Consider the following 15,713-nt stretch of genomic DNA (forward strand, 5'->3'; position numbering starts at 1 on the left):
GAGACACGGCAACGCAAGGGGATTCACCATGAAACGCATCCATCTGCTGGCCGCCGCCGCGGCCGTCGCCCTGGCGCCCGGCGCCGCCTGGGCCGATGTGAAGATCGGCCTGTTGACCACCCTGACCGGCCCCGGCTCGGTGCTGGGGCAGGACCAGCTCGACGGCTTCATGCTGGCCGTCGAACAGGGCGGCGGCAAGCTCGGCGGCGTGCCGGTGCAGGTCATCAAGGAAGACGACCAGTTCAAGCCCGAGGTCGGCGTGCAGGCCGCGCGCAAGCTGGTGCAGAGCGACAAGGTGCCGATCATCACCGGCGTGGTGTATTCCAACGTGATGCTGGCGGTAGCGCGGCCGGTCACCGGCGCCAGCGTGTTCCTGGTGGGCTCGAACGCCGGCCCCACCAACCTGGCCGGCAAGGACTGTTCGCCGTTCTTCTTCTCGACCTCGTGGAACAACACCCAGCGCCACGAAGGCAGCGGCGAGATGGCCAACCAGATGGGCTTCAAGAAGGTCTACCTGCTGGCGCCCAACTATCAGGCCGGCAAGGACGCCATGGCCGGCTTCAAGCGCTTCTTCAAGGGCGAGGTGGTCAACGAGGTCTTCACCCAGGTCAACCAGCCCGACTACTCGGTCGAGCTGGCCGCGCTGGCCGACGCCAGGCCCGATGCCGCCTATGTGTTCTTTCCCGGCGGCATGGGCGTGAACTTCATCAAGCAGTACCGCCAGGCCGGCCTGTTCGACAAGATCCCGCTGCTATCGGTCGACACCATCGACGGCGCCACCCTGCCCGCGCTGCAGAAGGACGCGCTCGGCGCGGTCACCAACGTGCCGTACTCGCCCGACCTGGACAACGCCGCCAACAAGGCCTTCGCCGCCGCCTTCCGCCAGAAGTACGGCCGCGAACCGTCCAGCTACGCGGCCCAGTCGTGGGACGCGGCGCAGCTGATCGGCTCGGCGCTCAAGCGCACCGGCGGCAAGACCGACGACAAGGAAGCCTTGCGCAAGGCGCTGGAGGCGGCCGATTTCCAGTCGGTGCGCGGCGAATTCCGCTACCAGCCGAACCACTTCCCGGCGGCCGGCTTCTTCCGCGCCGACGTGGCGGCGGGCGCGGACGGCAAGGTCGGCTTCGTCAACAAGGGCCCGATCTTCGCCGACCTGTCCAAGGTCTCGGACCAGTACGCCGCCCAGTGCGCCATGAAATGACGCCGGCCTGCCGGGCAAGAACGAGGTAAGGCGCCATGTCCGCGACATTGCTGCTGGTGCAGGCCCTGAACGGCCTGCAGCTGGGTATCCTGCTTTTCCTGCTGGCCGCCGGCCTGACGCTGGTGTTCGGCATCATGAACTTCATCAACCTGGCGCACGGCTCGCTGTACATGATGGGCGCCTTCATCGCGGCCACCGTGTTCCGCCACAGCGGCTCGTTCCTGCTGGCCGCGGCCGCCGTGGTGGCGGGCATGGCGCTGCTGGGCCTGTTGCTGGACCGCATCGCGCTGGCGCGGCTGTATCCGCGCGAGCACCTGGACCAGGTGCTCGCCACCTTCGGTTTCATCCTGTTCTTCAACGAGCTGACCCGCATCATCTGGGGCCCGGCGCCGATCAGCATGGGCCTGCCGTCGTGGCTGTCGGGCACCATCGATCTGCTCGGCGTCACCTACCCGCTGTACCGCTTTCTCATCATCGTGGCGGGGCTGGCGGTGGCGGCGGGCTGCTACGCGCTGATCCACCGCACGCGGCTGGGCATGCTGATCCGCGCCGGCTCCACCGACCGCATGATGGTGGGCGCGCTGGGCGTGAACATCGCGCGCCTGAACACCCTGCTGTTCGTGCTGGGCGCGGTGCTGGCCGGCGTGGCCGGGCTGATGGCCGGGCCGATCCTGTCGGCGCAGACCGGCATGGGCGAACCGATCCTGATCCTGACGCTGGTGGTGATCGTCATCGGCGGCATCGGCTCGGTGCGCGGCGCCTTCCTGGCGGCGCTGATGGTGGGGCTGGTCGACACGCTCGGCCGCGCGCTGCTGCCGGCCTTGCTGCGCGCCGCGCTGCCGCCGGCCGCCGCCAACGCGGCCGGCCCGGCGATCGCCTCGATGCTGATCTACATCGTCATGGCGCTGGTGCTGGCGCTGCGGCCGCAGGGCCTGTTTCCCGTGCGGCACGGCTAGCGCCCAAGGAGGCCCCGACATGCTTCGACTCTCTCCCCGCGCGCTCGCCGCCGGCGCGCTGTTGCTGCTCCTGGCGCTGGTGCCGCTGTATGCGCAATGGCAGGGCGAACCGTTCCTGCTGGCGCTGTTCGGCCGGGTGCTGGTGTACGGTATCGCCGCGCTGGCGCTGAACCTGCTGCTGGGCTACGGCGGCATGGTCAGCTTCGGCCACGCGCTGTACCTGGGCCTGGGCGCCTACGCGGTCGGCGTGCTGAACCACTACGGCATCGAGAACGGCTGGCTGCACCTGCTGGCCGCGCTGGGCGCCTGCGCCGTGGTCGGCCTGGTGAGCGGCTACGTGGTGATGCGCACGTCCGGCATCGCCTTCATCATGATCACGCTGGCGTTCGCGCAGATGTTCTATTTCCTGGCCACGGGGCTGGAGGGCTTCGGCGGCGATGACGGCATGTCGCTGTTCGCCGGCAGCGACTTCGGCCTGTTCCGGCTGGATACGCCGCTGGCGCTGTACTACACCGCGTTCGGCGTGCTGCTGCTGGCGCTGGCCGCGCTGCACCGGCTGGTGCACGCGCCGTTCGGCATGGTCCTGCGCGGCTGCCAGGCCAACGAGCGGCGCATGCGCGCGCTGGGCTTCGCGACGCTGCGCTATCGCCTGGCGGCCTACGTGCTGTCGGCCATGGTGTGCGGCGTGGCCGGCGTGCTGCTGGCCAACCTGACGCTGTATGTGTCGCCCTCGTACCTGGCCTGGACCACCTCCGGCGAGCTGATCGTGATGGTGGCGCTGGGCGGGCTGGGCACGGTTGTCGGCCCGGTTGCCGGGGCCCTGGCCTTCCTGTTGCTGGAGGAAGGCCTGAAGCTGCTGACCGACCATTGGATGCTGGTGATGGGCCTGCTGATCGTGGGCGTGGTGCTGGTGTCGCGCCGCGGCCTGTATGGCGGTCTGTCGGACAAGCCGTTGCGCCTGCGCGCCGCGCGCGCCCTGCCCCACCCCACCGGAGAACCGCGATGAGCGCGCTGCGCGTCGAACACCTGGTCAAGCGCTACGGCGGCCTGACCGTCACCGACGACCTGTCGCTGGACATCCGGCCGGGCGAACTGCATGCCGTGATCGGCCCCAACGGCGCCGGCAAGACCACGCTGATCGGCCAGTTGAGCGGCGAGCTGCGGCCCGACGGCGGCCGCGTGCTGCTCGATGGCGAGGACGTGACGCGCCTGCCGGTCGAGCGGCGCGTGCGCCGCGGGCTGGCGCGTTCGTACCAGATCACCTCGGTGTTCAAGCCGTTCACCGCGCTGGAGAACGTGGCCATGGCGGTGCAGGCGCGGCGCGGCCACGGCTTCCGCTTCTGGCGGCCGCTGCTGGCCACGCCGGCGCTGCGCGAGCCGGCGCGGGAGGCGCTGGCGCTGGCCGGCCTGGACGCGCGCGCCGACACCCCCGCCGCCGCGCTGGCGCATGGCGAGCTGCGGCAACTGGAGCTGGCCATGGTGCTGGCCTGCCAGCCGAGCCTGCTGCTGCTGGACGAACCCATGGCCGGCATGAGCCAGCACGAATCCGAGGCCATGACACGGCTGCTGCAACGGCTGCGCGGGCAATACACCATCCTGCTGGTGGAGCACGACATGCAGGCGGTGTTCGCGCTGTCCGACCGCATCACGGTGCTGGTGTATGGCCGCGCGCTGGCCTGCGGCGACGCCGACCAGATCCGCAACGATCCGCAGGTGCGCGAATGCTATCTGGGCAGCGAACGCGGCCACGCCGGCCGCCGCGCGCAGGGAGCGCCGGCATGAGCGCGCTGCTGTCGCTGCGCGGCGTGACCGCGCATTACGGCGCCAGCCAGGCGCTGTTCGGCATCGACCTGGATATCGGCCCGGGCGAGTTCGTGACGCTGCTGGGCCGCAACGGCATGGGCAAGTCGACCACGGTCAAGGCCATCATGGGCCTGAACCGCGCCAGCCGCGGCGCCATCACCTTCGACGGCGGCGACATCATCGCCCTGCCGGCCTATAAGGTGGCGCAGTGCGGCATCGGCCTGGTGCCCGAGGGCCGGCACGTGTTCCCGAACCTGTCGGTGCGCGAGAATCTGGTGGCCACCGCGCACAACCGCCAGGGGTTGGCGCAGCCCTGGACCCTGGAACGCGTCTACGCGCTGTTCCCGCGCCTGGCCGAGCGCGCGCGCCACCTGGGCAGCCACCTGTCGGGCGGCGAGCAGCAGATGCTGGCCATCGGCCGCGCGCTGCTGACCAACCCGCGCCTGCTGATCCTGGACGAAGCCACCGAAGGGTTGGCGCCGGTGGTGCGCGAGGAAATCTGGCAGGCGCTGGAAAGCCTCAAGCGCACCGGACTGGCAGTGCTGTGCATCGACAAGAACCTGGAGCCCCTGCTGGCCACCGCCGACCGCCACGCCATCATCGAAAAGGGCCGGGTGGCCTGGAGCGGCACCTCGCAGGCCTTCATCGACGACGAAGCGCGCCTGCTGCACTACCTGGGCGTGTAGGGGCAGCGTCGTGGCCGGCGCGGGCTCACATACCCAGGCCGGCCGCTTCCCGTGAAGGCGGCGCGGCCGCGGCGGCCGTCGCTTCAGCGGCCTCCGCCACGCCCTCGCTGTCGGCCGGAACAATAGGCTCAGGGTCACGCGCCACGGCTTGCAGCGCATGCAGGACGCCATGTTCGCGCAGGGTCTCCAACTGCGCCGCCAGCGCCGCGACGAACACCGGTTTCTCGCCCAGGTCGCCGAACACGGGGCGATAGCCGGCCAGCACCAGGGCGCGGCGATGGGCCGCCTGCTTGGGCGCCGCCGCCCGCGCCGCCACATCGGCACGCGCCAACAGTCTGGCCAGGGGCGCGGCCAGCGGATCCTCGATCGGATAGCGCGCGCCGTTTTCGTCTTCGCCCCGCAGATAGTGCAGCCAAGCCGCCACCGCCAGCGCCAGGCGACGAATATCGTCGCCGCCGCGCAGGCGGTCGCGGATGGTGGCCAGCAGGCGCGGGGGCAGCTTGTACGAACTGTCCGTCGCCACCTGCCACGTCGGATGCGGCAGCGCCGCGTTGTCGACGCGCGCCAGGAAGCGCTGGCGGTAGCCTTCCAGGCCGGCATCCGGAATGCCCTTGAGCGTGGGCGCGATCTCGTGGCGCATCAGGTCGTCCACGAAGCCGCGCAACGCCGGCACCGCGGCCGCCTCATGCATGGTGGCCGCGCCCAGCAACGTCCCCAGGCAGGCCAGCGCCGAATGCGGGCCGTTGACCATGCGCAGCTTCAGCCGCTCATAGGGCGCGGCGTTGGCCACGAAGGTCACGCCCGCGGCTTCCCAGGCGGGGCGTCCGGCCGCGAACTTGTCTTCGATGACCCAGTTCAGGTAGGGCTCGGCCACCACCGGCCAGGCGTCTTCCACGCCCAGGCGCTGCGTGATGCGCGCGCGGTCTTCGTCGCGGGTGGCCGGCACGGTGCGGTCGACCATGGAATTGGGAAAGGTGCAGTGCGCGTCGATCCAGCCGGTCAACCCCACGTCCAGCCGCAGCGCAAAGGCCAGCACCAGGCTGCGCAGCGTGTCGCCATTGGCCTGCAGGTTGTCGCAGGACAGCAGTGTCAAGGGCGGCAGGCCGCGCTCGCGGCGCAGCGCCAGGCCATGCACCAGCATGCCAATGGCGCTGCGCGGGCGCACCGGGTTCTCCAGATCGTGCAGGATGTCCGGGTCGTCCCAGCGCAGATGGCCAGTGGCCGGTTCGTGGCAGTAGCCCTTCTCGGTGATGGTCAGGCTGACGATGCGCGTCTGCGGATAGGCGATGCGCTCGAGCACCGCTTGCGGATCCTCCTGGGCCACCATCACGCGTAGCACCGACCCGACCACGCGCAGGGCTTCCCGCGCGCCGCCTGCCTCGTCGCCGTCGCGCAGCGACAGGGTGTAGAGGCCATCCTGGGGCGTCAGCGCATCGCGCGTGGCCGGACTGCGCAGCGACACCCCCAGGATGCCCCAGGTCAGATCCTGGCTGGCGGCCATGGCCAGGTCGGTGGCCAACGCCTGGTGCGCGCGATGGAAGGCGCCCAGCCCCAGATGCACGATACCCGGCGTCAATCGGCCGCGGTCATAGGCGGGTTTCTCCACGTCTGCGGGCAGGCGCGACAAGGACTCCGTATTCAAGCGTTCGAGCATGGATTGCTGTGTCTCAGAGCGCCGTGATGCATCCGCCCCGAGACGGGCGCAGAGGCGCGTTGGTAGGGAATTGCACACGGCGGGCGTGGGCGAAAGCCAACGCCGCGAAGCCGCGCGCCGCCAGGGTATCGCATGGCCGCGGCGAAGGCAAAAAGTAACTTAGTATTACCGGCAGAACCTGGCGCATGCTTGACCTGCCTCATGTCGCATCACGCCGGCAATCCATATCTGTTAAAAAGCCGCCACACCCGGCCTTATTACGCTTCCCATGTCGACCAATCCGCACCACTCGCCCTACAAAAGCACCGGCGGCCTGCGCCGCATCCTGAACGCGCTGCGCTATTCGCTGCAGGGCCTGCAGGCCGCCATCAAGTATGAGGCCGCCTTCCGCCAGGAACTGGCGCTGGCCGTGCTGCTGATCCCGGCCGCGTTCTTCCTGGGGCGCACCACGGTCGAGGTGTTTTTCCTGATCGGCACCGTGGTGCTGGTGCTGGCGGTGGAACTGCTGAATTCGGCGGTCGAGGCGCTGGCCGACGCGCTGTCGGTCGACACCCATCCGCTGCTGGGCCGGGCCAAAGACCTGGGCAGCGCCGCCGTCATGCTGCTGCTGCTGTTCACCGTGGCGGTCTGGGTGGGCGTGGCGGTCAGTCGCTTCGTGATGCACTGAATCCCGGCGCGAGGCTTGCCCGTCCAGGGGCCCGCGCCTCTATACTGGGAGCCATGATGCCCAATTCGACGCCAGCCACCTCGGAACGTATCGTCATCGTCGGCGGGGGTGCCGGCGGCCTTGAACTGGCCGCCAAGCTCGGCCGCATCCACGGCCGCCAGCACGTCACCCTGGTCGACAGCCGGCCGTTCCACATCTGGAAGCCGTCGCTGCATGAAGCGGCGGCGGGCACGTTGGACATCCACCAGGAAGGCCTGTCCTACCTGATGCTGGCCCACCTGAACGGGTTTTCCTTCGCGCAGGGCCAACTGGTCGGCGTCGACCGCGAGCGCCGCCAAGTCACCGTGGACGCCGTGGCCGACGCGCAAGGCCAGGAAGTCCTGCCGCGCCGCGAACTGGCCTACGACACGCTGGTGCTGGCGCTGGGCAGCACCTCCAACTTCTTCAATACCCCGGGCGCGGCCGAGCACGCCGTCACGCTCGACACCACCGAAAACGCCGAGCAGTTCCGCCTGACCATGCTCAAGGCCATGGCGCTGGTCGACCAGGCCAAGGTGCGCGATCCATCGGCGCGGCTGGACCTGGTGATCGTCGGCGGCGGCGCCACCGGCGTCGAGCTGGCGGTGGAACTAGTCGAGGCCAGCCACGTGGTCAGCGCCTACGGCCTGCCGAATTTCCGCGCCGAGCGCGACCTGGCGATCACGCTGGTCGAGGGCGCGCCGCGCATCCTGTCGGCCCTGCCCGAAAAAATCTCCACCGCCGCCACCGCACGCCTGACCGAACTCGGCATCCGCGTCGAAACCGCCTGCCGGGTCTCGGAAGTCACGGCCGATTCGGTCAAGACCGCCGACGGCCGCGAATTCCCCGCGCGGCTGTGCATGTGGGCCGCCGGCATCAAGGGCCCGGCCCTGCTGGCCGAGCTGGATCTGCCGCTGAACAAGCTGGGCCAGGTCGAGGTCAACGAACGGCTCGAAACCACCGATCCGCACATCCTGGCCCTGGGCGACTGCTGCGCCGCGCCCTGGCGCGACGGCCGCACCGTGCCGGCGCGCGCCCAGGCCGCGCACCAGCAGGCCGACTACCTGTGCAAGAAACTCACCGCGCGCCTGCGCCGCGCGGCCGAGCCCGCCGCCCCCTATGTCTACGAAGACCACGGCTCGCTGGTCTCGCTGGGCCAGGACGCCGGCGTGGGCAGCCTGATGGGCAAGCTGGCCGGACGCGGACTGTTCGTAAGCGGTACACTGGCGCGCCTGATGTACATGAGCCTGCACCTGATGCACCACAAAGCGGTGCTGGGCATCTCACGCACCGCCTCCCTGGCCCTGGCCCGCCTGCTCATGCGGCGCACGCGCCCCCGGGTCAAACTGCACTGAACTCCCCCATGAATTTCCTCCAAAGACTCGAACACGCCTGGACCACCAGCAACTCGCTCCTGCAAGTCGGGCTCGACCCCGACCCGCAGCGCTTTCCGCGCGAACTGCAGGGCAAGCCGGATGCGATCTTCCAGTTCTGCCGCGACATCGTCGACGCCACCGCGCCCTACGCCTGCAGCTTCAAGCCGCAGATCGCCTACTTCGCCGCGCACCGCGCCGAAGACCAGCTCGAAGCGCTGTGCCAGCACATCCGCGACAAGCACCCCGACCTGCCCATCGTGCTGGACGCCAAGCGCGGCGACATCGGCTCCACCGCCGAAAACTACGCCCGCGAAGCCTACGAGCGCTACCAGGCGCACGCGCTGACGGTCAGCCCGTACATGGGCCTGGACTCGGTCGAGCCCTACCTGGCCTGGCGCGACCGCGGCGTGATCGTGCTGTGCCGCACCTCCAACCCCGGCGGGTCGGACCTGCAGTTCCTCAAAATGGATAACGGCGAGCCCCTGTACCTGCACGTGGCGGGGCTGGTGGCCGACAAATGGAATGCCAACGGCCAGTGCGGCCTGGTGGTGGGCGCGACCTTCCCGAACGAGCTGGCCGCGGTGCGCCAGCGCATCGGCGACGCGGTGCCGCTGCTGGTGCCGGGCATCGGCGCCCAGGGCGGCGACATCACCGCCACCGTCAATGCCGGCGCCAACGCCGCGCGCAGCGGCATGATGATCAACTCGTCGCGCGCCATCATCTACGCCAGCGGCGGCGATGACTGGCGCCAGGCCGCCGGCGACGCCGCGCGCGGCCTGCGCGACGCGATCAACGCGGTGCGCTGAGCGGCGCTCGCGGGGGCCAGGCGGCTCCCGCGGTATCCCTGGAACGCGCCATTGCGCGCGCGCTCTTCCTCAACGCCGGTTGACCGGCGCCCCCAGCAGTTCCAGCACCCCGCGCAGCGCGAATTCGACCGCCTGCTGGCGCACCTGGGCACGGTCGCCGCTGAAGACATGGGTGACGGCGCGGCTGCTGATGCCGTCGCCGACCCGCTGCGCGAAGCCGAAACACACCATGCCCACCGGCTTGCCCGGCGTGGCGCCGCCCGGACCGGCGATGCCGGTGGTGGACACCGCCACCTGCGCCGCTGGCGATGCCAGCAGCACGCCGTTAGCCATTTCCAGCGCCACCGGCTCGCTGACCGCGCCGAAGTGATGCAAGGCGTCCGGCGACACATCCAGTTCGCTGACCTTGGCGTCGTTGCTGTAGGTGACGAAGCCGCGGTCGAACCACTCGCTGGATCCGGCCACCGCCGTCACGGCGCCCGCCAGCAGCCCGCCGGTGCAGGATTCGGCGGTGCCCAGCACCAACCCCAGGCGCCGCAGCGTATCGCCCAGCCTCTCGGCCAGCCCGTATACGGTGGCCTGCGCCAGTTGTTCAGCCGACAGATTGGACCGCGGGTTTTCGTGTTGCTGGTTCATCCCAAGACTCCTGTGCGCACGGCCAGCGCCATGATCAGCAAGGCGTATCCGGCCGCGACGATATCGTCCCACATTACCCCGAAACCGCCCTTCAGGCGGGCATCGAAGAACTTGATGGGCGGCGGCTTGACGATGTCGAACGTGCGGAACAGCACGAACGCCAGCGCCTGCGACAACCAGCCGGCCGGCGTCAGCCACAGCACCAGCCAGAACGCCACCATCTCGTCCCACACCATTCCGACATGATCGGGCTGCTGGAGTTCGCGGCCAACACGGTCGCAGGCCCAGCAGCCGTACAGGAAGGCCAGCGCCAGGAAGATGCCGATGGCCAGGTCCGACGCGGCCGGCGCGGCGGCGACCCAGATGAGCCAGGCCAGCAGCGTGCCCCAGGTGCCCGAGGCGGGGCGGATCAGGCCGCTGCCGAAACCGAAGGCGATCAGGCGGCCCGGATCGCGGCACACCCAGGACAGCGCGGGATAGACCGCGCGCGAGCGTTCGCGCATGGACGGGGAATGAGGGGAAGAGGACGACATGGATAAGGGCCCGGGAGTGGCGGGGATAAGGCCGATGGGAAGGATGGCGTTCAGGAAACAACCGTGGCAGCGATTGTGACAGGGTTTGCCTGCGTCCGGCGCAAGGCCGGCGCTCTCAGACCGAGGGAAAGTGATCGAAGCCGGCGGGCAATCGTGTCAACGGCTGCCCGGCGGCGTCCCGCAGCACCAATCCCGGCTCGGCCACGATATTGCCCACTTGCGTCACGCGGACGCCGGCCGCCTGCGCGGCCGCCCGCACGGCGTCGCGGCGGGCGGGGGGCGCGGTGAAGCAGAGTTGGTACACGTCGCCGCCGCCCAGCACCGCTTGGCGCACGACGTCAGCGGGCATGCCGGCCAGCGCGGCGGCCACGGGCATGCGGTCTTCATGCAGCAACGCCCCCACCCGGCTGGCCGCCAGGATGTGGCCGAGGTCCTGCAGCAAGCCGTCGGAAATATCGATGGCGGCATGCGCGATGCCGCGCAACGCCAGGCCCAGCGCCACTTGCGGCTCGGGCCACTCCAGCGCGCCGCGGGTCGCGGCCAGCCGCGCCGCGTCGGCCGGATACTGCCCGTCGAGCAGGCGGTAGGCCACGTCGGCCGCGCCCAGTTCGCCGGACACCCAGATATCGTCATCCGCCCGCGCGCCGTCGCGGCGCAGCGCGGCGTCCGCCGGCACGGCGCCGAACACGGTCACGCTGATGGCCAGGTCATGGACGCTGCGGGTGGTGTCGCCGCCGATCAACGGGCAGCCATGGACCTGCGCCAGCGCATGAAACCCCTCGGCAAACGCCGCCAGCCACGCCTCGTCCAGCCGCGGCAGCGCCAGCCCCAGCACGCAACCGATGGGCCGCGCGCCCATGGCGGCCAGGTCCGACAGGTTCACCGCCAGGGCCTTGTGCCCCAGCGCCTTCGGATCGACATCGGGAAAGAAATGCCGGCCTTCCAGCAGCAGATCCGTGCTGGTGGCCACCTGTTCGCCGGCCGGCACCGGAAACAACGCGCAGTCATCCCCCACGCCCAACAGCCCCGCCGGCGCGGCGCGCGTGAAATAGCGCGCGATCAGATCGAATTCGGACGCCACGACAACTCCGCAGTCCGGCGCAATGCGCCGGTATTGCCCCCCCGGCAGGAGCGACGCTCCAAGGGAAGATTCGCGCCAAAGAGAGGCCCGCACCAAAGGAACGGAAAGGTAGCTCCGAAAGAAAGGAGACCGATCCAAAAAAAAGTGCCTCCCCAGACCCGGGCCGCGCGGATCCGGCTCCGCCGGTCCGCAGCGGCGCCCCCCTGGGGGGGAAGCGCGCAGCGCTTCGGGGGGGTATCTACTTCTTCATTTCATGCGAGCGCACGTCCGCCGCCAGCTTGTCGAGCACGCCGTTGACGAACTTGAAGCCGTCGGTGCCGCCGAACGACTTGGCCAGTTCCACGGCTTCGTTGATGGCGACCTTGTACGGCACTTCGACGTGATGGATCAGTTCGAAGCTGCCGATCAGCAGGATGCCATGCTCGACCGGCGACAGCTCGGCCAGCGGACGGTCGACGTAAGGCGTGAAACGCTCGCGCAGCGCGGGCGCTTCGCGCAGAACGCCATGCAGCAAGGTCTTGAACCACTGCGCGTCAGCCTCGGAGAAGTCCTCGGTGTCGCGCAGATGGGCGTCGATCTCGCCGGCGTCCTGCGTGCCTTCGCCGCCGCGCAGCAGCCACGCGTACACGCCCTGCAGCGCGAATTCGCGCGCACGGCGGCGCGCGCTGCGGGCGTTGGCGCGGGCTTGCGCCGCGCTATCAGCGCTGGTCGTCGTCTTCTTCGTCGTCAAAATCTTCGTCCTCGTCTTCGTCGTCTTCGTCTTCTTCCTCGGGCTCCAGGGCCGCCACCAGATTGGCCATTTCGACGGCCACCTGGGCGCAGTCGCGGCCCTTGCCGGCGGCGCGGGCTTGCGCCTGCTCGTCGGTGTCCACGGTCAGCACGCCGTTGGCGACCGGGATGCCGGTCTCGAGGGAGATGCGGGTGATAGCAGTGGCCATTTCATTGCTGACCACTTCAAAGTGATAGGTCTCGCCGCGGATGACCGCGCCCAGCGCGATCAGGGCGTCGAACTCGAACGTCTCGGCCATGTGCGACAGGGCCACGCCCAGTTCCAGGGCGCCGGGCACGGTGGCGACCATCACGTCGCGCTCGTCCACGCCGAGTTCGGCCAGTTCCTTCAGGCACGCTTCGAGTTCGGCCTGGCCGATCTCTTCGTTGAAGCGGGCGCGTACGATGCCGATGTGCAGCCCTTCGCCGTTCAGGTCGGGGGTGAGGATGTAAGGGTTCATGTGTCGGCCTTCAGTGTGTTGCGGGAGTGTTCGGAGGGTCGCAATCGTAACCCGTAATGGTGAGCGAGAAGCCCGCCATGCTGGGCATCTTGCGCGGCCGGGCCAGCAGCTTCATCTGGCCCACGTTCAGGTCGCGCAGGATCTGGGCGCCGATGCCATAGGTGCGCAGGCCGAAACGGTCGGCGTTGGCGGGGTTGGCATTGGCCTTGGGGTCGCTCCAGCCGGCGATCTGCGCGAACAGGTGTTCGGTGGACGACTGGCAGTTCATCAGCACCAGCACGCCGGCCGGCGCCTGCGAAATGGCCTGCAGGGCCTGCGCCACGCCCCAGCTGTGCGGGCTGGCGCCGGTATCCAGCACGTCCAGCACCGAGGCCGGCTCGTGCACGCGCACCAGGGTCTCGACGTCTGGCGCCACGGTACCATGCACCAGCGCCAGGTGGGCCGAGCCGGTGGCGGCGTCTTCATAGGCCACGGCCTCGAAGGTGCCCCAGGCGGTCTGCATGCTGCGCTTGCCGACGCGCTTGACGATGGATTCGTGCTCGCTGCGGTATTGGATCAGGTCGGCGATGGTGCCGATCTTCAGGCCGTGCTCGCGGGCGAACTGCACCAGGTCGGGCAGGCGCGCCATGGTGCCGTCCGGCTTGAGGATTTCGCAGATCACCGCGGCCGGGGTCAGGCCGGCCATGGCGGTCAGGTCACAGCCGGCCTCGGTGTGGCCGGCGCGCACCAGCACGCCGCCGGGCACGGCCCGCACCGGGAAGATGTGGCCGGGCTGGACCAGGTCGGACGGCTTGGCGTCGCGCGCCACCGCCACCTGGATGGTGCGGGCGCGGTCGGCGGCCGAAATGCCGGTCTCGACGCCTTCGGCGGCCTCGATCGACTGGGTGAAATTGGTGCCGTATCGCGTGCCATTGCGGGCCGCCATCAGCGGCAGGTCCAGCTGGCGGCAGCGTTCTTCGGTCAGGGTCAGGCACACCAGGCCGCGGCCGTGGGTCACCATGAAGTTGATGGCCTCTGGCGTGACGAACTCGGCGGCCATGACGAGGTCGCCTTCATTTTCGCGGTCTTCTTCGTCAACCAGGATGACGATGCGGCCGGCGCGCAGCTCGGCGATGATCTCGGCGACCGAGGCAATATCGAAGGATTCCGGCTCGGAGCCGGGCAACGGGGACAACTGGACGGACATGGCGGGCACGCAAACCAGGCGGGAAAGCCCGGATTTTACCGCCCCCGGCGCCATATCCCCTACCGGCCCGCGCCGCCCCCGCCCAAACAGGGCCATCCGGTTAAACTTTCGGCCGGAGAACACCCCATAAAACCAAGGAAAACGCCATGCAAGCCCTTGCGGCCATGCCTTTGACCGTCGCGGCGGGGATCCGCGTCGTGCTCACCGACATCGACGACACCCTGACCACCGAAGGCCGGCTGCCCGCCGACGCCTACGCCGCCCTGGAACGCCTGGAACAGGCCGGCATCCAGGTGGTGCCGATCACCGGCCGCCCGGCCGGCTGGTGCGACCACATCGCCCGCATGTGGCCGGTGCGCGCGGTGGTCGGCGAGAACGGCGCGTTCTACTACGCCTACGACCGCCAGGCGCGCCGCATGGTCACGCACTACTGGACCGACGCGGCCTCGCGCCAGGCCAGCCGCAAAAAGCTCGACGCGATCCGCGACCGGGTGCTGGCCGAGGTGCCCGGCGCCGCCGTGGCCAGCGACCAGGACTACCGCGTGGCCGACCTGGCCATCGACTTCTGCGAGGACGTGCCGCCCCTGCCCGAGGCCGACATCGGCCGCATCGTGCGCATCTTCGAAGACGCCGGCGCCCAGGCCAAGGTCAGCTCGATCCACGTCAACGGCTGGTTCGGCGACTACGACAAGCTGACCATGACGCGCACCCTGTTCCAGCGCGAATTCGGCATCGACGTGGCCAGCGCGCTCGACAGCACCCTGTTCATCGGCGACTCGCCCAACGACGAACCGATGTTCGCCTACTTCCCCGTCTCGGTCGGCGTGGCCAACATCCAGTCGCAACTGCACCGCCTGACGCACCGCCCCGCCTACGTGGCCGCGTTCCACGGCGGCGCCGGCTTCACCGAGATGGCCGACCGCCTGCTGGCCGCCCGCGCCGTCACCGCCTGAGGCTCCCACCGTGGCCACCCCCAAACCCGCCGCCCCCGCCGCCAATGACGGCCGCCGCAGCATCCAGTCCATCGAAGTGGGCGTGCCGCTGCTGGCCGCCCTGGTCGATGCCGCCAAGCCGCTGACCCTGCGCGACCTGGCCGCCGGCGCCGGCATGACCTCGGCCAAGGCCCACCCCTACCTGGTGAGCTTCATCCGCGTCGGCCTGGTGCAGCAGGACAGCATCACCGGCCAGTACGAACTGGGGCCGTTCGCGCTGCAGATGGGCCTGGTCAGCCTGCAGCGGCTGGATCCGGTGCGCATCGCCATGCCCGAGATCGCCAAACTGCAATCCGAGATCGGCCACACGCTGGGCATCGCGGTGCTGGGCTCGCACGGCCCCACCATGATCCACATGACCGAGGCCAGCTACCCGGTGCACGTGAACATGCGCAAGGGCACCGTGATGTCGATGCTGCACACCGCCACCGGCCTGGTGTTCGCGGCCTGGCTGCCGCCCAAGGTCAGCGAGCACTACATCGCCCGCGAGGAAGGCGACACCGCCGTCATCGCCAGCGTGCCGCCGCCGCGCAAGGCCAGCCGCGCCAACATCGAAGCGCAACTGGCGGACATCCGCGTGCACGGCATGGCCCGCGCCCTGGGCAACCCGCTGCCGGGCGTCGACGCCCTGTCGGTGCCGGTGTTCGACAACACCGGCAACATCGTGCTGGCGCTGACCAGCCTGGGCCCCACTGGCCTGTTCGACGTGTCCTGGGACGGCGCCATCGCCCGTCCGTTGCTGGCCTGCGCGCACGAGATCTCGCGCAAGCTGGGCTACCGCGCCTGACCTTCCCTCCTCCCGCCTGACCCGCAAGCCGCGCGACGGATCCCCCGATCCGCTCGCGTGCCCGCCGCGCCGTTCGCGCAAAAGCGAACTCAAAGCGAACAA

General features: G+C 69.7%; 17 protein-coding genes. 10 read left to right on the forward strand and 7 right to left on the reverse strand.

The genetic code is table 11. The features are described from left to right. Positions 1-28: 28 nt before the first annotated feature. The 5 genes from ABFG95_RS10735 to ABFG95_RS10755 are packed head-to-tail and all read left to right on the forward strand — an operon-like array spanning position 29 to position 4,646. Entirely contained in the window at positions 29-1,201 is a 1,173-nt protein-coding gene (locus ABFG95_RS10735; protein WP_348995844.1) for an ABC transporter substrate-binding protein, read from the forward strand. A 35-nt stretch (positions 1,202-1,236) separates the two neighbouring features. Next, entirely contained in the window at positions 1,237-2,157 is a 921-nt protein-coding gene (locus ABFG95_RS10740; protein ID WP_049076096.1) for a branched-chain amino acid ABC transporter permease, read from the forward strand. 19 nt (positions 2,158-2,176) lie between these two features. Next, entirely contained in the window at positions 2,177-3,163 is a 987-nt protein-coding gene (locus ABFG95_RS10745; protein WP_348995845.1) for a branched-chain amino acid ABC transporter permease, read from the forward strand. Continuing rightward, positions 3,160-3,939 carry an ABC transporter ATP-binding protein gene (locus ABFG95_RS10750; protein ID WP_175146851.1) on the forward strand — a complete coding sequence of 260 codons (780 nt, stop codon included), beginning with the start codon at positions 3,160-3,162 and terminating at the stop codon, positions 3,937-3,939. The genes ABFG95_RS10745 and ABFG95_RS10750 overlap by 4 nt, the downstream gene beginning before the upstream one ends. After that, entirely contained in the window at positions 3,936-4,646 is a 711-nt protein-coding gene (locus tag ABFG95_RS10755; protein ID WP_175146852.1) for an ABC transporter ATP-binding protein, read from the forward strand. Before ABFG95_RS10750 ends, ABFG95_RS10755 begins: the two co-directional genes overlap by 4 nt. 25 nt (positions 4,647-4,671) lie before the next feature. Here ABFG95_RS10755 and ABFG95_RS10760 read toward each other — a convergent pair whose 3' ends face one another. Beyond that, the gene (locus ABFG95_RS10760; protein WP_348995846.1) at positions 4,672-6,300 is read right to left on the reverse strand and encodes a mannitol dehydrogenase family protein; all 1,629 of its coding nucleotides are present in this window, start codon (positions 6,298-6,300) and stop codon (positions 4,672-4,674) included. 268 nt (positions 6,301-6,568) lie between these two features. On the opposite strand from ABFG95_RS10760, the gene ABFG95_RS10765 reads away from it, so the two are divergent. From ABFG95_RS10765 to pyrF, 3 genes are read left to right on the forward strand one after another with little or no spacing between them, the layout of a single operon-like run. After that, positions 6,569-6,967 (forward strand): diacylglycerol kinase, encoded by a 399-nt coding sequence (locus ABFG95_RS10765; protein WP_006385962.1) that lies wholly within the window; start codon positions 6,569-6,571, stop codon positions 6,965-6,967. A 53-nt stretch (positions 6,968-7,020) separates the two neighbouring features. Beyond that, the gene (locus ABFG95_RS10770) at positions 7,021-8,340 is read left to right on the forward strand and encodes an FAD-dependent oxidoreductase (RefSeq protein ID WP_348995847.1); all 1,320 of its coding nucleotides are present in this window, start codon (positions 7,021-7,023) and stop codon (positions 8,338-8,340) included. Between the two features lie 8 nt (positions 8,341-8,348). Beyond that, positions 8,349-9,167 carry an orotidine-5'-phosphate decarboxylase gene (gene pyrF, locus ABFG95_RS10775; protein WP_054500716.1) on the forward strand — a complete coding sequence of 273 codons (819 nt, stop codon included), beginning with the start codon at positions 8,349-8,351 and terminating at the stop codon, positions 9,165-9,167. A 69-nt stretch (positions 9,168-9,236) separates the two neighbouring features. On the opposite strand, the gene ABFG95_RS10780 is transcribed toward pyrF, so the two are convergent. The 6 genes from ABFG95_RS10780 to ribBA all read right to left on the reverse strand — a co-directional run bounded on the left by ABFG95_RS10780 (position 9,237) and on the right by ribBA (position 13,832). Further along, positions 9,237-9,803, reverse strand: a complete 567-nt coding sequence (locus tag ABFG95_RS10780; protein ID WP_059272562.1) for a CinA family protein — start codon at positions 9,801-9,803, stop codon at positions 9,237-9,239. Further along, positions 9,800-10,306 carry a phosphatidylglycerophosphatase A gene (locus ABFG95_RS10785; RefSeq protein WP_049076110.1) on the reverse strand — a complete coding sequence of 169 codons (507 nt, stop codon included), beginning with the start codon at positions 10,304-10,306 and terminating at the stop codon, positions 9,800-9,802. Before ABFG95_RS10785 ends, ABFG95_RS10780 begins: the two co-directional genes overlap by 4 nt. A gap of 145 nt (positions 10,307-10,451) precedes the next feature. Beyond that, a complete protein-coding gene (gene thiL, locus ABFG95_RS10790; RefSeq protein ID WP_348995848.1) occupies positions 10,452-11,417 on the reverse strand; it encodes a thiamine-phosphate kinase in 966 nt (321 codons plus the stop codon). A gap of 238 nt (positions 11,418-11,655) precedes the next feature. Next, positions 11,656-12,147 carry a transcription antitermination factor NusB gene (nusB, locus tag ABFG95_RS10795; protein ID WP_049076116.1) on the reverse strand — a complete coding sequence of 164 codons (492 nt, stop codon included), beginning with the start codon at positions 12,145-12,147 and terminating at the stop codon, positions 11,656-11,658. Then, a complete protein-coding gene (ribH, locus tag ABFG95_RS10800) occupies positions 12,116-12,646 on the reverse strand; it encodes a 6,7-dimethyl-8-ribityllumazine synthase (protein ID WP_006391339.1) in 531 nt (176 codons plus the stop codon). Before ribH ends, nusB begins: the two co-directional genes overlap by 32 nt. 10 nt (positions 12,647-12,656) lie before the next feature. Beyond that, positions 12,657-13,832 (reverse strand): bifunctional 3,4-dihydroxy-2-butanone-4-phosphate synthase/GTP cyclohydrolase II, encoded by a 1,176-nt coding sequence (ribBA, locus tag ABFG95_RS10805; protein ID WP_049076118.1) that lies wholly within the window; start codon positions 13,830-13,832, stop codon positions 12,657-12,659. Between the two features lie 146 nt (positions 13,833-13,978). Here ribBA and ABFG95_RS10810 point away from each other — a divergent pair, with 146 nt between their 5' ends. Continuing rightward, entirely contained in the window at positions 13,979-14,785 is an 807-nt protein-coding gene (locus tag ABFG95_RS10810; RefSeq protein ID WP_049076120.1) for an HAD-IIB family hydrolase, read from the forward strand. 10 nt (positions 14,786-14,795) lie between these two features. After that, positions 14,796-15,611 (forward strand): IclR family transcriptional regulator, encoded by an 816-nt coding sequence (locus ABFG95_RS10815; protein WP_049076122.1) that lies wholly within the window; start codon positions 14,796-14,798, stop codon positions 15,609-15,611. Positions 15,612-15,713: the final 102 nt, after the last annotated feature.

Source organism: Achromobacter sp. HNDS-1, assembly GCF_040084795.1.
Taxonomy (GTDB): Bacteria; Pseudomonadota; Gammaproteobacteria; order Burkholderiales; family Burkholderiaceae_B; genus Achromobacter; species Achromobacter ruhlandii.

Excerpts from the sequence above, each read along its gene's own strand:
- ABFG95_RS10735 (WP_348995844.1), top strand. The coding sequence starts at position 29 with ATGAAACGCATCCATCTGCTGGCCGCCGCCGCGGCCGTCGCCCTGGCG.
- ABFG95_RS10740 (WP_049076096.1), top strand. The coding sequence starts at position 1,237 with ATGTCCGCGACATTGCTGCTGGTGCAGGCCCTGAACGGCCTGCAGCTG.
- ABFG95_RS10745 (WP_348995845.1), top strand. The coding sequence starts at position 2,177 with ATGCTTCGACTCTCTCCCCGCGCGCTCGCCGCCGGCGCGCTGTTGCTG.
- ABFG95_RS10750 (WP_175146851.1), top strand. The coding sequence starts at position 3,160 with ATGAGCGCGCTGCGCGTCGAACACCTGGTCAAGCGCTACGGCGGCCTG.
- ABFG95_RS10755 (WP_175146852.1), top strand. The coding sequence starts at position 3,936 with ATGAGCGCGCTGCTGTCGCTGCGCGGCGTGACCGCGCATTACGGCGCC.
- ABFG95_RS10760 (WP_348995846.1), bottom strand. The coding sequence starts at position 6,300 with ATGCTCGAACGCTTGAATACGGAGTCCTTGTCGCGCCTGCCCGCAGAC.
- ABFG95_RS10765 (WP_006385962.1), top strand. The coding sequence starts at position 6,569 with ATGTCGACCAATCCGCACCACTCGCCCTACAAAAGCACCGGCGGCCTG.
- ABFG95_RS10770 (WP_348995847.1), top strand. The coding sequence starts at position 7,021 with ATGATGCCCAATTCGACGCCAGCCACCTCGGAACGTATCGTCATCGTC.
- pyrF (WP_054500716.1), top strand. The coding sequence starts at position 8,349 with ATGAATTTCCTCCAAAGACTCGAACACGCCTGGACCACCAGCAACTCG.
- ABFG95_RS10780 (WP_059272562.1), bottom strand. The coding sequence starts at position 9,803 with ATGAACCAGCAACACGAAAACCCGCGGTCCAATCTGTCGGCTGAACAA.
- ABFG95_RS10785 (WP_049076110.1), bottom strand. The coding sequence starts at position 10,306 with ATGCGCGAACGCTCGCGCGCGGTCTATCCCGCGCTGTCCTGGGTGTGC.
- ribH (WP_006391339.1), bottom strand. The coding sequence starts at position 12,646 with ATGAACCCTTACATCCTCACCCCCGACCTGAACGGCGAAGGGCTGCAC.
- ribBA (WP_049076118.1), bottom strand. The coding sequence starts at position 13,832 with ATGTCCGTCCAGTTGTCCCCGTTGCCCGGCTCCGAGCCGGAATCCTTC.
- ABFG95_RS10810 (WP_049076120.1), top strand. The coding sequence starts at position 13,979 with ATGCAAGCCCTTGCGGCCATGCCTTTGACCGTCGCGGCGGGGATCCGC.